Below are 13,250 nucleotides of genomic sequence, written 5' to 3'. Positions count from 1 at the left end.
ATCACAGATGACAGATTTCGAAATCTGTCATCTGTTCGCCGTTATCTGTCATCGGCTACTTGGGCGCGTCCACGCCCGCCGCCTTGGCGATGTCGACGAGCATCGCGTCCGCGGCCTGGACGCCGATGCCGGACATCCAGGTCTCGTCCGGAACGTTGAACACCTTGCCGCTCTTGACGGCGTCGAGGCCCTGCCAGACCGGGGTCTGCTGGACCTCGCTCTCCTTGGTCTTGGTCGGGTCGTCGGCGGTGGTGACGAACACCAGGTCGGCGTCGGCCTGGCTGATCTGTTCGGCGCTGACCTCGATGATGTTCTTGTCCACGTCCTGAGAGGCCGGACGGGCCAGGCCCACGTCCTTGAGCACCACACCGCTGTACGAGGCCTTGGCGTACAGGCGGGTCGGGCCGGCCACGAAGCGCACCACCGAGGCGGTCGGCATCGTCCCGTTGTACTTCGCCTTGATCGCCTCGCCCAGCTTGTGCGCCCGCTCCTCGTAGTCGGCCAGCGCCTTCTTCGCCTCGTCCTCCTTGCCGAGCGCCTGGGCGTACAGCGCCAGGTTCTCCTTCCACGGGAACCCGGTGGTCTCGGCCAGCACGGTCGGCGCGATCGCGTTCAGCTGGTCGTACACCTTGGCGTGGCGGACCTTGGAGGACAGGATCAGATCGGGCTTGAGGGAGGCGATCAGTTCGAGGTTCGGCTCGTTCATCGGGCCGACGTCCTTGGTGTCCTTGATCTCGTCCTTGAGGTAGTTGGGGAACCCGCCCTCGGTCTTCATGTGCGGGGACACCGCGCCGACCGGCGTGATGCCGAGCAGCGTGACGTCGTCCAGCTCGCCGCTGTCCAGCACCACCACGCGCTTGGGCCGGGACTTGATCTCGGCGGTCCCGGCAGCGTGCTTGACGCTGCGCGGGAACCCGGCGGCGGTGCCGGCCGAGGCGGCGGACCCCGCGTCGCCGGACTCGGCGGCATCCCCGCTGCTGCCGCAGGCGGCGAGGAGCGTGGCGGACAGTGTGACGGCGAGGACGGCGACGGGAAGTCGGCGGTTCATGGGGGTTCCTTGGATCGGGTCGAACACGGGGGAGGGGAAGGGGAGTTCAGGCGGTGGCGGTGGCGGCGGAGGAAGCGGTGGCGGCCCGGCTGCGCGCCCGGGGCACGACCAGCGGGGTTCCGGTCTCCGGGTCGGGCACCACCCGGCACGGCACGCCGAACACGGACTCCACCAGCTCGGCCGTCAGCACCTCGGCGGGCGGACCGGCCGCAGCGAGCCGCCCGTCCTTGAGCACCACCAGATGGTCGGCGTACCGGGCGGCCTGCCCGAGGTCGTGCAGCACCATGACCACGGTGCGCCCGGCCTCGGCGTGCAGGTCGGCGACCAGGTCGAGCACGTCGAGCTGGTGCCGCAGGTCGAGGAAGGTGGTCGGCTCGTCGAGCAGCAGCAGGTCGGTCTCCTGGGCGAGCGCCAGCGCGATCCACACCCGCTGGCGCTGCCCGCCGGAGAGCCGGTCGACCTGCCGGTCGCGCAGCTCGGCGGTGCCGGTGCGCTCCAACGCCTCGTCGACCGCCGCCTGGTCGGCCTTGGACCACGGGCTGAGCATCCGCTGGTGCGGGTAGCGCCCCAGCCGTACCAGCGCCTCGACGGTGACCGCCTCGGGCGTGACCGGCTGCTGCGGCAGCAGGCCCATCCGCTTGGCGAGCGTCCGTGCGGGCATCCGATGGATGTCGGCGCCGTCCAGGGTGACGGTGCCGGCGGCCGGGTCGAGCAGCCGGACCAGTCCGCGCAGCAGGGTGGACTTGCCGCAGGCGTTCGGTCCGACGATCGCGGTGACGGCGCCGCCGGGCAGTTCGAGGTCGAGCTCGTCGACGATGGTCCGGTCGCCGTAGCGCAGTCCGAGGCCGTGGGCGGCTAGCCGGTTGGCGCCGGCGTGATCGCTGCCGACCTGGTCGGTGGCGGCCCGGTCGTTGCGGACCTGGTCGATGGCGACCTGGTTGGTGGCCGAGCTGGTCATCAGCTGCTCCTCTGGGGAAGCCGGCTCTGGCGGATCATCAGCACCAGGAGCCAGGGCGCGCCGAGGGTGGCGGTGACGGCACCGACCGGCAGGCCGTGGACGGGGATCACGTGCAGCACGAGGAGGTCGGCCGAGAGCAGCAACACGGCGCCGGTGAGCGCGGTGAGGCCGAGCGTGCCGAGGGTGGGCGGTCCGGCGAGCAGTCGGACCAGGTGCGGGACGGCGAGCGCGACGAAGGCGACCGGCCCGGTGAGGGCGGCGGCCAGCGAGGCGAGCGTGATGGTGAGCAGCAGCAGCCAGAGCCGGTCCCGGGCGGGGTCGAGGCCGAGCCCGCCGGCCGAGTCGTCGCCGAGGTCGAGGACGGCGACCCGCCGCTGGCAGAGCAGCACGGCCCCGGCGGTCAGCGCGATGGCGGTGCCGCCGATCCACACCTCGGTCCAGTTGCGCCCGTACAGCGAGCCGGTGGTCCACTGCATCGCGGAGGAGGCCAGCTCGGCCGGGAACCGTACGATCATCAGATTCACGGCGGCGGCCAGGCCCTGCTGGACCGCCAGGCCGACCAGTACCAGCCGGGTGACGGCCATCTTCGAGCGCCAGGCGAAGCCGCCGAGCAGCAGCGCCGCCAGCAGCCCGCCGCCGACCGCGGCCACCGGGATCAGCTGCTGGGAGGCGCCGGTGGCGAGCATCAGCACGGCCCCGAAGGAGGCGCCGCCGGTGATGCCGATGGTGTCGGGCGCGGCCAGCGGGTTGCGGAACAGCCGCTGGAGCATCGAGCCTGCCATCGCCAGCCCGGCGCCCGCGATCAGCGCGGACACCACGCGCGGCGCCCGGAACTGCTGCACCACCAGGACGTTCCCGGGCTCGCCCTGCCCGACCAGGGCGCGCAGCGCGTCCCAGGAGGAGATGTTCACCTGGCCGGTGCCGAGCGCGACGCCGGTCAGCAGCACCAGCAGGGCGAGGGCCACCAGCGACCAGGCTGCGGTACGGGCCCGGTGGCGGGCGATGGCGCCCAACGGGACGGCGAGCGCGGTCACTTGGCCACCTTTCGGGCCAGCACCGCGAGCAGCGGGGCGCCGAGGAAGGCGGTCACGATGCCGACCTCGATCTCGGAGGGCCGCACCACGAGCCGGCCGAGCACATCGGCGGTGAGCAGCAGCAGCGGACCGGCGATCAGGCAGCCGGGCAGCAGCCAACGGTGGTCGTTGCCGAGCAGCGGCCGGACCAGGTGCGGTGCGGCCAGTCCGATGAACGCCACCGGTCCGGCGACGGCGACCGCGCTGCCCGCGAGCAGTACGACGGCCAGTCCGCCGACCACCCGGATCCGGCCCACCGGTACGCCCAGCGACTGCGCGGTCTCGTCACCCAGGGCCAGCGCGTTGAGCGCGGGCGAGACGGCGAAGGCGCCGAGCAGGCCGAGCGCCAGGAACGGCAGCACGGGGGTGAGGGTGTCCAGGTGCCGCCCGGCGATCGAGCCGGCCAGCCAGAACCGGGCTTCGTCCAGGGTGCGGTGACTGGCCAGCATCAGCGCGGAGGTCCAGGAGGTGAGCACCACGGTGAGCACGGTGCCGCCGAGCGCGAGCCGGACCGGGTCGAGGTCCCCGCCGCGCCGGGACATCGCGTACGCGGCGACGGCGGCGACGGCCGCTCCGGCGAAGGCGAACCAGACGTACTCGACCGGACGGGAGAGGTCCAGGGTGTAGATCGCGGCGACCACGGCGAGGCTCGCGCCGGCGTTGATGCCGAGGGTGATCGGCGAGGCCAGCGGGTTGCGGGTGACGCCCTGGGCGACCGCCCCGGCGACGCCGAGCGCGGCCCCGACGGCCAGTCCGATGAGCGTGCGCGGGACGCGAAGGCCCGTCACCACATCGGCGTCACCGCCGTGGGCGGCGCCGGTGAGGGCGTCGATCACGGTCGGCAGCGGGATGGGTCGGGAGCCCAGTGCGAGGCTCAGGGTCGCACACAGCACGAGCGCGCACGCGCCGGCGACCAGCAGCAACGGCCGCTGTACCGCCGAGGAACGAGGCGTCGCCGGGGCTGTGGTGTCCGGCGGGTCGGTTCTCAACACGAGTCGATATCTTAGGTTAGGTTTACCTAAGTTCGTCAAGGTCGGGTCGGCGACTCGGGTGGTCCGCTCGACCGCGGGGCGAGGTGGTCGGGTGGGCCCCTTGAGGCATTGTAAGGTGAGGCTCACCTTATCGATCATTCGGAATCGATCTCGGGAGTGCCCATGGTCCCCGGAACGCCCCTGCCCGTACGCGCCCAGGCGCGACCGTCCGCCCTGGTCAGCGACTACGAGCGGCTGCGCGAGCTCTGCCCGGTGCTGGAACTGTGCCTGCTCGACCCCGCTGAGCCCGACCCCTCGGCCGCCGACGGCTGGTACTCCGGCTCCCAACTCGCCGCCGACGAGCGGGCGCTGGCAGCCGTCCTGGCCGGAGCCGAGGAGCGCATCGCCGCCGAGCACGGCCGCGCGCCCCGCCCGCACGTCACCGCCTCCCGGCTGCTCCACCACTATGTCTGGTCGACCTGCCTGCTCATCGCCGGCCCCTGGCACCTCGCCCGACGGGTCCCCGCCGTCGACCCCGCCGACCTCTGGCTGCACGCGCCCACCGGCCGGCTCGCGCTGCGCCCGGGCGGACACGTCGCCCTCACCGGAGCGCTCGCCGGAGCCTCCGCCGGAGTCCTCCCCGGTAACCTTCCTGGCGGCCTCCGGGGAGACCTCCTCGGAGACCTCCCCGGTCACCTCCCCGGCGACGACGAACTGCGCGCCGAACTGCGGGCCGCCGTGGTCGCCCACCTCGAACCGGTGCTCGCCGCCTTCGCCGGACCGACCCGGCGCCGTGACCGCGCCCTCTGGGGCATGGTCACCGACGACCTCACCTCGGCCGTCTGGTACCTCGGCCGGATGCTCGGCGCGCAGGACGCCGCCCTCGCCGTCGCGGAGGAGGACGCCGCCGTCGCCGCCGCCGGGGCCCTACTGCCCGGCGGCACCCTGCCGCTGCCCGGCGCCGCCGACTTCCGCCGGCTGCGCACCCCCGACGGCCGTGAACACCACACCCGCACCAGGCTCGGCTGCTGCCTCTACTACGCGGTCAAGCCCGAGGCCCTCGCCTGCCTGACCTGCCCGCGCACCAGTGACGGGGATCGGCTGCACCGACTCTGACGGTCCGTCCGCGATGCCGCCCTACCGCCCGCCCCGGTTCCCGCCCCCGTCCCCCTCGGCCCGACGCAGCACCGCCACGCCCCGGTCCAGGTCCACCCCGAAGTGCGGAGGCGCCCCGGCCTCCGCGTCGTCCCGGTGCGCCAGCTGCTCCCGCCGCTGCTCGATCTGCACCCGCTTGCCCGGACTGAACAGCGCGTGCAGCTCGTCCAGGCCACCGCCGCCCACCCCCACCCCGGGCCCGCGCGGCCGACGGCGCGGCGAGGACTCGCCCCACATCTGGCAGGCCGCCAGCACCACCAGCCCGACCGTCACGGCCACCGCGCACCCCACGCCCACGATCCACCCCATGTCCGCTCAACGCCTCACCAACGCACCGGCGTTCCCGGGCGGGCGTCGCCGACCTCCCCGGAGGCCACTGGTGTTTGGGCGCCGGTGCCCCCGGGCAGTCAGCGTCGGGTTCCTGCCGCGAAGGGGCAGGAGTCCACGCTGACGGATCCAGGGGGGAACCGAACGTGCAGACCAGGTGGGAAACGCGAGTCGAGCCCGGGGGCCTGCAGGGCGTCCAGGAAGCCATCGCCAAGGTCCTCGCCGAGCGCACCCCGGCCAAGGTGTGGCCGGGTGAACTCGACCGCGACGGACGGGCGTTGCGCTGGGTGGAGGCCGGCTCGGGCACCGGTGCGCCGGTGGTGCTGATCGCCGGCAGCGGCACCTCCTCGCTCACCTGGGCCCCGGTGCTGCCCGCACTCGCCGAGCATGGCCGGGTCGTGGCGTACGACCGGGCCGGGCTCGGCGCCAGCGAGCCCGACCGCACCCTCGGCCTGACCCTGGAGGCGCAGATCGGGGACCTGGCCGCCCTGCTGCGGCACCTGGACGCCGGACCGGCCATCCTGGTCGGGCACAGCTGGGGCGGCCAGCTGGCCCAACTCCTCGCCTGGCAGCGGCCGGAGCTGGTGGCCGGCCTGGTGCTGGTGGACCCGGCCCACGAGGAGTTCCGGCCGCCGGCCATCGGCGCCGCCGAGGCGGTGCTGATCCGCCTCTGGCTGCTCCGGACGGTGCTGGCACCGCCGGTGGGGCCGGGTGCGGACGACGCGCTCGCCCGGGCCGAGGCGGCCGTCGTCGCCCATCCGCACCAGCGGCGGACCGTCCTCAGCGAGAACCGGATGACCGGCCTCGCCGTCCCCGAGCTGCGCCGCCGACGCACCGCCGGCCGGCTGCCCGAGGTGCCGGTGGCCGTGCTCAGCGCGACCGAGGGACTGCCCCGCGCCATGCGCGCCCGCTGGACGGCCCTGCAGTCCCGGATCGCGGCCAACGCCGCCCGGGGCGGCCACATCGTGGTGAGCGGTGCCGGGCATGCCGTCCACGCCGACAAGCCGCGCGCCGTCATCGCGGCCGTCCTGGAGGTGTCCGAGCATGCCCGAAACATCCGGGACGCCTGACGAATCCTCCCAATGTCCGTCCGAACAGCGCCTGCTGGGGTCGCGGCACGCTCTGGCACACTGTGTGCCGACGACCCGCCGGGGCGGGTCATGACACCTGGGGGGACAGGTCGATGAGTAGCACGGGCACCGTGCTCGGCGGGCGGTACACGCTGGTCGAGAAGGTCGGCGGCGGGGGCATGGGCGCGGTCTGGCGGGCCGACGACGAGGTGCTGGCCCGGCAGGTTGCGATCAAGATCCTGCGCGCGGACCTGTTCGAGGACGGCACCGCCGTCCAGCGCTTCCGCCGGGAGGCCCAACTGGTCGCCGCGATCGACCACCCCGGCATCGTGGACGTCCACGACTACGGGGAGAGCGGCGGCGAAGGCGACGAGCGCTGCGCCTACATCGTGATGGACCTGATCGAGGGCCGTCCGCTGAACCAGGTGCTCAAGGAGAGCGGGCCGATGAGCGCCGAGCGCGCCCTCGGCATGCTCGCCGACGCGCTGGACGCGCTGCACGCCGCGCACCGGCGGGGGATCGTGCACCGGGACATCAAGCCGTCCAACCTGATGGTGGGCCCCGAGGACCGGGTGGTGATCACCGACTTCGGCATCGCCCGGGCGATCGCCAGCACCAAGCTCACCGCCCCGTACGCGATCATCGGCACGGCGGCGTACATGTCCCCCGAGCAGGCCGCGTCCGCGAGCACCGGGCCCGCCTCGGACCTCTACTCGATCGGCGTGGTCTGCTACGAGCTGCTGGTCGGTCAGGTGCCGTACCTGGGCGAGGGGCCGCTACAGGTCGCGCTCAAGCACGTCAACCAGCCGGTGCCGGAGCTGCCGGCGACCTTCCCGGCGGCGGTGCGGGAGCTGGTCGCCAGGGCGCTGGCCAAGAACCCCGAGGACCGGTACGAGAACGCCGCCGAGATGGCGGCGGCGGCCCGGGCGGCGATCGGCGCGCCCGCGGTGCCGTGGAAGCCGGCGGACAGCGGGACGATCGACCTGCGGGCGGCGGGGGCCGGCGCGGGCGGTGCGGACCCGGTGGTGAAGGTGGATCCGCAGGCGGACACCGAGCCGGGCAAGCGCCGCTCGGGGCGCACCCTGCTGGTCCCGGTCATCGTTCCGATCGTCATCTCGATGGGCACGGCGACCGCCCTGCTGATCGACCGCGGTCCCGGCAACTCCGACGCGGCCGCGCCGCCCGCCGTCCAGCCGACCGTGGTGGTGACCGTTCCGGCGGCCCGGACCGCCACCACTCCCGCGGCCACCACGACCGCGCCCGCCACCCCACAGCCGACCGACAGCCCGCCGGCCGCCCCGGCCGCCGACCAGCCGACGCCCGGTGGGCAGCCGAACCAGCAGCAGGTGCCCGTCCCGGTCGCCGGCCAGGGCGGGGGCGGCGGCGCCCAGCCGGTCCGGACCAGCGGAGGTGGGGGCGCCAACTCCGGCCCCGGCGATGGCGGTACGGCGTCCGGTGGATCCGGCGGCGGTCAGGCCGGCCAGCCCGCCGGCGGCGGTGGCGGGGGAGGACCGGTCAACCCGCCGGACCCCAAGCCGCAGCAGCCGAGCCAGACCACCACCGGCGGCAACCCGCCCGCCCCGCAGACCCCCTCCCGGCCCGCGTCCTGCGGCGGCAGCAACTGGAGCACCATCGTCAGCGCCAAGGACGGTCGTCCGATCGGGATGCGCAACGACAACCTGAGCGGCGACAACCCGATCGTGCTCGGCGGCGCCGCGCAGTACGGCTGGGTGCGCTCCATCGACCCGGGCAGCTGGACTGTGATCAACGCGTGCAACAACGGCGGCCCGATGCTCGTCCAGACCATGGACGGCAAGGTCGTGCTGAACAACGGGTACAGCTTCCTGACCAGATGGACGGTCCGCAACGGCAGCACCGCGGGCTCGTACACCCTGGGCGACTACCAGAACCAGTCCTGCATGACCGACAACGGCCCCGGCAACGAGATCACCATGGTCACCTGCACCCCCGGCAATTCGGCGCAGGAGTGGCGGTTCCAGTGACGGCGGACCGGGGCGCCGCCCCTTGGATCCGCGCACCGGGGCGCTCGAAGGGCCGCTGCTGGAAGGGCCGGGAGCGGCGGCATCGGCGGGTCCGCGGGAACCGAACCGGGGGCGGATGTAATAGCAGGTGCCCGGTCCGCGGGGCAAGGGGTACCGGTGGCGGGACCTCGCCATCGGCATGTCAAGGGTGTGTATGGAAACCTCTACACACTTGTAAAAGTCGATCGATTGATGATCGGGACTGATCGCCTTTCTGGGGGTTGACGGCTGTTCAGGTGTCGGTGCAGGCGGTCGGCCTTTGTTCGGGCCTGAATCCACCGTTCAGTGGGGTGAATTGCTCCGATTTGACTGCCACTTGACCTGCTTTACCAACTGGCGGGACTTGGCCAACATCTGAGGTAGACCTGTCATTTCACCTGCTGGATTGTCATGCTTCTGGTCATCCCCCAGCGGTAGCCCCCACCCCCACCCCTTGGTGGCGAGCCGCTCGACCGCACGGGGTTTCAGCACGTCAGCGCCCGTTCCGCCCCACAGGTGCCGAGCCCGGCCCCCGGGACGCGGTGCGACCGCGCCCACACGCGGTTTCCCGGAAGGACTCGTACGTGAAGCGAAAGCTCGCGGCTGTCGCCGTTCTCTCGGCCACGGCCATGTTGACCGGTGTGATCCAGGTGAGCACCTCCGTCGCCCAGGCGTCGCCGGCTGCCCCCTCGCTCCAGGCCCAGGCCGCCCAGCAGCACGCCGCCGTCGTCGCGGTGGCGAAGGGCCAGTCCGGCCCGATCGCCAAGGCGCTCGGGCTCGGCGACCAGGAGAAGCTGGTGGCCAAGGACGCCGTCCTCGACAAGGACGGCACCCGGCACCTGCGCTACGAGCGCACCTACGCCGGTCTGCCGGTGATCGGCGGCGACCTGGTCGTGCACCAGAAGGCCGACGGTGCCGTGAAGTCGGTGAACAAGGCGGTCTCCACCCAGATCACGCTGCCGAGCCTGACCCCGCAGATCCCCGCGGACAAGGCCGCCGACCAGGCCAGCGGCGCGGTCAAGGCCACCGTCGGGGTCACCGTCGACTCCGACGAGTCCCCGATCGCCGACGTCCACCAGACCGGCACGCCGGAGCTGGTCGTCTGGGCCACCGACGGCAACCCGCGCCTGGCGTACCGGACCACGGTCGAGGGCATGCGCGCCGACGGCACCCCGAGCAGCCAGATCCTGATCACCGACGCCACGAGCGGCCAGGTCCTCTCCACCCACGAGAAGATCGAGACCGCGGCCGGCACCGGCAACGGCGTCTTCGTCGGCCAGGTCCAGCTCACCACCAACCAGAACGGCTCGCAGTTCGAGCTCAAGGACACCACCCGCGGCGGCCAGTCCACCACCGACATGAACAACGGGACCTCGGGCAGCGGCTCGTTGTTCGCCAACCCCAACAACAGCTTCGGTGACGGCACCGCCTCCAACCGCGAATCCGCCGCCGTGGACGCCCAGTTCGGTGCCGCCACCACCTGGGACTTCTACAAGAACACCTTCAGCCGCAACGGCATCCGCAACGACGGTGTCGGCGCCCTCAGCCGGGTGCACTACGGCTCCAACTACGTGAACGCGTTCTGGAGCGACGACTGCTTCTGCATGTCGTACGGCGACGGCAACGGCGACGCCGCCCCGCTCACCGAGATCGACGTGGCCGGCCACGAGATGACCCACGGCGTCACCGCCGCGACGGCCGCGCTCAACTACTCGGGCGAGTCCGGCGGCCTCAACGAGGCCACCTCGGACATCATGGGCACCATGGTCGAGTGGTACGCCAACCTGCCCTCGAACCCGCCGAACTACTGGATCGGCGAGCTGATCAACCTGCGCGGCGACGGTAGCCCGCTGCGCTACATGGACCAGCCGAGCAAGGACGGCCAGTCCGCCGACAACTGGGACCCGAACGTCGGCAACCTGGACGTGCACTACTCGTCGGGTGTGGCGAACCACTTCTTCTACCTGCTGTCCGAGGGCAGCGGCGCGAAGACGATCAACGGGTTCAACTACAACAGCCCGACAGCCGACGGCTCGACGCTCGCGGGCATTGGCCGGGACAAGGCGGCGCAGATCTGGTACCGCGCGCTGACCACGTACTTCACGTCCACGACGGACTACGCGGGCGCCCGTGCGGCGACCCTCAGTGCGGCATCGGACCTGTACGGCGCGAACAGCGCGGAGTACAACGCGGTCGCGGCCACCTGGACCGCGGTCAACGTCAACTGACTCGGGCCTGAACCGGGTCGGTCCTGAGTTGGGCAGGGCCGGCCCGAGGCACGTCCGAGTTGCCAGGCCGCGTGGGGGTGCCTGCCGGCCGGGCTGACGGCGGGGGCGACGGTGTGCGGACCACCGTCGTCCCCGCCTTCGCGTGTCCCCGGTGGGGTCGGGTCAGTCGAGGTCCTGGGCCACCTCCCACGCATGGCCGGCCGGGTGGGCGAAGGCCGCCGTCCGCCGACCCTGCGGCCGGTCCACCGGGCCGTGGAGCAACGCGACGCCGCGCCCGCCCAGGTGGGCGCAGACCTCGCCCCGACTGGCAGTGCGTCAGTGCGTCAGTGCGTCCCGGCGCCGCAGTGGCGCTCCTGGGCCGCGAGGACGGCGTCGCCGTGGACGGCGGCCCAGGCGCCGAGCGCGCGGATCGGGCCGATCAGGGCGGCGCCGGCCGCGGTGAGGGTGTAGTCGACGCGAGGCGGGGCCTCGGCGTAACGGCGGTGCTCCACCAGGCCGTTGTACTCCAGTCGGCGCAGGGTCTCATTGAGCACCTTGGGGCTGATCCCGCCGATCCGGTCCAGCAGGGCCCGGGGGCGCATCGGCCCGCGCTCGCCGAGGACGTACACCACCACGCTGTCCCAGCGGTTGGCGATCACCTCGAAGGCCAACCGGGCGCGGCAGTCCGCGGCGAACACGCCGCCGCCCAGGTCCTCGCCCGTCCCGTCCCCGGCGTCGCCCCGGCCCTCGCTCCTCATGTGCCCATCCTGCCCGATCCGTTGCGTACCGGGCGGTGTGCATCGGCCCGGCTAGCGTCCGGGGCACGGCGGTTCGCGGAGGGCGGCCGCCGGTGACGGGCAACACGAATGCGAGGGATGGACCGTGCGGATCGGCATTCTCGGTACGGGCGCGATGGCGGCGGCGCTGGGCGGAGCCTGGGTGCGGGCCGGACACCAGGTTCTGGTGGGCGGGCGCGACGTGGCGGCGGCTCGGCAACTCGCCGCTTCGCTCGGCGCGTTGGGCGGTGGTGAGTTGGCGGAGGCGGCGCGGTTCGGGCAGGCCGTGCTGGTCGCGGTTCCCGCGGAGGCGGCCGTGCCGGTGGTCGCGCCGCTGGCGGGCGAACTGGCCGGTCGGACCCTGCTGGACTGCACGGTGCCGATGGCCCCCGGCGCGGGCGGGCCGGTGCTGACCACCGCGGGGGCCGACGACTCGATCGCCCGGCGGCTGGCCTCGGCGGCGCCGGACGCGCGGGTGGCCAAGGTGTTCGGGATCTGCCACGAGAGCATCTGGACCCTGCCGCGGCCGGACTTCGAGGGGGCTTCGCTCGGCGTTCCGTACTGCGCGGACGATCCGGCGGCGGGTGCCGTGGCCGCCGAGCTGGTGGCCTCAACGGGGTGTGCGCCGGTGGACTGCGGCGGCCTGGACCGAGCCGGGCTGCTGGAGGCGACGGCCGTGTTCGCGGTGGGCGTCTGGTGGTCCGGCAGCGAGGCGCGGCACGTCTTCCCGTCGCCGGCTCTGGCGCCGGGGGCGCTGGACGACGACGATTAGGCGGGCGGACGGGGCGCGGGAATCCCTGCCCGCCCGGCAGGCCCGCTACGCCTCGGAGCCGTACTCCCGTCGCTGGCGCAGCAGTTCGGCGTACTCGGCCTTCACCAGTCGGTCCATCGCCAGCGTGAACTGGGCGTCGGCGACCGTACGGGCGAGCGGCCGGACCCGCAGGATGCGCTCGGTGAGCCGGGCCGCCTCGCCAGGCGCCAGCGGGGTCTCGCCGGAGAGCGCGCTGAGCAGGTGCGCGCTGACCACCTCGATGAAGATCTCGGCGATGGCGTCGACGTGCTCCCGGGTGCGTCGGCTGGCGTCCAGCACCGCGGAGAGCGGCACGCCCTCCGCGACCAGCTCGGTGGTGGCGTCCATCAGCCGACGGCTGACGTGGGTGATCCCGTCCTCCTCGACCGTGATGTAGCCCTGGGCGATCGACTCGGCGGTGTTCTCCTCGGTGAGCTGGTCCCCGAAGGCGGTCTTCAGCTCGTCCCAGTCCAGGCGCACCGGGGTCTCGTCCGACCAAGGCGCGACGATCGCCGCCTCCAGCCCGATCAGCTCGGCGACGTCCCGCCCGCTCTCCCCGGCGCCGATCAGTTCGGCGATCCCGCCCAGGGTGTGGCCACGTTCGAGCAGTTCGCCGATCATCCGCAGCCGGGCGAGGTGTTCTTCGCCGTACCAGGCGATCCGGCCCTCCTTGCGGGGCGGCTGGAGCAGTTTGCGCTCGCGGTAGAAGCGCAGCGTGCGCGTGGTGATCCCGGCCGCTTCGGCCAGTTCCTCCACCCGGTACTCGCGCTTTTTGTCGTCCGCAACAGCTCTGACCTTGTCCACGGCGATCAGCATAGGTCCGTGGAGTCGGCTGGGGATCCTTCGGGAACTTC

At 73.0% G+C, this 13,250-nt stretch carries 12 protein-coding genes; 5 read left to right on the top strand and 7 right to left on the bottom strand.

The features are described from left to right. Positions 1-55 precede the first annotated feature (55 nt). The 4 genes from ACWC9T_RS15575 to ACWC9T_RS15560 are packed head-to-tail and all read right to left on the bottom strand — an operon-like array spanning position 56 to position 4,002. Positions 56-1,048 (bottom strand): ABC transporter substrate-binding protein, encoded by a 993-nt coding sequence (locus ACWC9T_RS15575; protein WP_449821579.1) that lies wholly within the window; start codon positions 1,046-1,048, stop codon positions 56-58. A gap of 46 nt (positions 1,049-1,094) precedes the next feature. Next, positions 1,095-2,006 carry an ABC transporter ATP-binding protein gene (locus ACWC9T_RS15570; protein ID WP_449821578.1) on the bottom strand — a complete coding sequence of 304 codons (912 nt, stop codon included), beginning with the start codon at positions 2,004-2,006 and terminating at the stop codon, positions 1,095-1,097. Further along, complete coding sequence (locus ACWC9T_RS15565) at positions 2,006-3,040, bottom strand: FecCD family ABC transporter permease (protein ID WP_449821577.1); 1,035 nt, start codon at positions 3,038-3,040, stop codon at positions 2,006-2,008. The genes ACWC9T_RS15570 and ACWC9T_RS15565 overlap by 1 nt, the downstream gene beginning before the upstream one ends. Next, entirely contained in the window at positions 3,037-4,002 is a 966-nt protein-coding gene (locus ACWC9T_RS15560) for a FecCD family ABC transporter permease (RefSeq protein WP_449821632.1), read from the bottom strand. The genes ACWC9T_RS15565 and ACWC9T_RS15560 overlap by 4 nt, the downstream gene beginning before the upstream one ends. Before the next feature lie 231 nt (positions 4,003-4,233). Here ACWC9T_RS15560 and ACWC9T_RS15555 point away from each other — a divergent pair, with 231 nt between their 5' ends. Next, positions 4,234-5,166: an iron-sulfur protein gene (locus ACWC9T_RS15555; protein WP_449821576.1), complete on the top strand. Its 933-nt coding sequence runs from the start codon at positions 4,234-4,236 to the stop codon at positions 5,164-5,166. Between the two features lie 21 nt (positions 5,167-5,187). Here ACWC9T_RS15555 and ACWC9T_RS15550 read toward each other — a convergent pair whose 3' ends face one another. Beyond that, positions 5,188-5,514 carry a DUF6191 domain-containing protein gene (locus ACWC9T_RS15550; RefSeq protein ID WP_449821575.1) on the bottom strand — a complete coding sequence of 109 codons (327 nt, stop codon included), beginning with the start codon at positions 5,512-5,514 and terminating at the stop codon, positions 5,188-5,190. A 164-nt stretch (positions 5,515-5,678) separates the two neighbouring features. Here ACWC9T_RS15550 and ACWC9T_RS15545 point away from each other — a divergent pair, with 164 nt between their 5' ends. The 3 genes from ACWC9T_RS15545 (at position 5,679) to ACWC9T_RS15535 (ending at position 10,851) form a co-directional block, all read left to right on the top strand. Further along, entirely contained in the window at positions 5,679-6,602 is a 924-nt protein-coding gene (locus ACWC9T_RS15545; RefSeq protein ID WP_449821574.1) for an alpha/beta fold hydrolase, read from the top strand. A 113-nt stretch (positions 6,603-6,715) separates the two neighbouring features. After that, positions 6,716-8,605, top strand: a complete 1,890-nt coding sequence (locus ACWC9T_RS15540) for a serine/threonine-protein kinase (RefSeq protein ID WP_449821573.1) — start codon at positions 6,716-6,718, stop codon at positions 8,603-8,605. A gap of 647 nt (positions 8,606-9,252) precedes the next feature. Next, positions 9,253-10,851: a M4 family metallopeptidase gene (locus ACWC9T_RS15535; RefSeq protein ID WP_449821631.1), complete on the top strand. Its 1,599-nt coding sequence runs from the start codon at positions 9,253-9,255 to the stop codon at positions 10,849-10,851. 323 nt (positions 10,852-11,174) lie between these two features. Here ACWC9T_RS15535 and ACWC9T_RS15530 read toward each other — a convergent pair whose 3' ends face one another. Then, a complete protein-coding gene (locus tag ACWC9T_RS15530; protein WP_449821572.1) occupies positions 11,175-11,588 on the bottom strand; it encodes a winged helix-turn-helix transcriptional regulator in 414 nt (137 codons plus the stop codon). A 124-nt stretch (positions 11,589-11,712) separates the two neighbouring features. Between ACWC9T_RS15530 and ACWC9T_RS15525 the strand changes: the two genes are divergently transcribed. After that, on the top strand, positions 11,713-12,378 hold the full coding sequence (locus ACWC9T_RS15525) for an NADPH-dependent F420 reductase (protein ID WP_449821571.1): 666 nt from the start codon (positions 11,713-11,715) through the stop codon (positions 12,376-12,378). Positions 12,379-12,423: 45 nt separating this feature from the next. On the opposite strand, the gene ACWC9T_RS15520 is transcribed toward ACWC9T_RS15525, so the two are convergent. After that, positions 12,424-13,200 (bottom strand): MerR family transcriptional regulator, encoded by a 777-nt coding sequence (locus ACWC9T_RS15520; RefSeq protein WP_449821570.1) that lies wholly within the window; start codon positions 13,198-13,200, stop codon positions 12,424-12,426. Between the last annotated feature and the right edge of the window lie 50 nt (positions 13,201-13,250).

Source organism: Kitasatospora sp. NPDC001159 (assembly GCF_053598235.1).
Note: the sequence above shows the minus strand (reverse complement) of the source record. Positions and strands in the feature narration are given on the sequence as shown.

Bases quoted from the DNA above. Each gene is read 5' to 3' on its own strand.
- ACWC9T_RS15540 (WP_449821573.1), top strand. From the start codon at position 6,716: ATGAGTAGCACGGGCACCGTGCTCGGCGGGCGGTACACGCTGGTCGAG.
- ACWC9T_RS15570 (WP_449821578.1), bottom strand. From the start codon at position 2,006: ATGACCAGCTCGGCCACCAACCAGGTCGCCATCGACCAGGTCCGCAAC.
- ACWC9T_RS15575 (WP_449821579.1), bottom strand. From the start codon at position 1,048: ATGAACCGCCGACTTCCCGTCGCCGTCCTCGCCGTCACACTGTCCGCC.
- ACWC9T_RS15530 (WP_449821572.1), bottom strand. From the start codon at position 11,588: ATGAGGAGCGAGGGCCGGGGCGACGCCGGGGACGGGACGGGCGAGGAC.
- ACWC9T_RS15550 (WP_449821575.1), bottom strand. From the start codon at position 5,514: ATGGGGTGGATCGTGGGCGTGGGGTGCGCGGTGGCCGTGACGGTCGGG.
- ACWC9T_RS15555 (WP_449821576.1), top strand. From the start codon at position 4,234: ATGGTCCCCGGAACGCCCCTGCCCGTACGCGCCCAGGCGCGACCGTCC.
- ACWC9T_RS15535 (WP_449821631.1), top strand. From the start codon at position 9,253: ATGTTGACCGGTGTGATCCAGGTGAGCACCTCCGTCGCCCAGGCGTCG.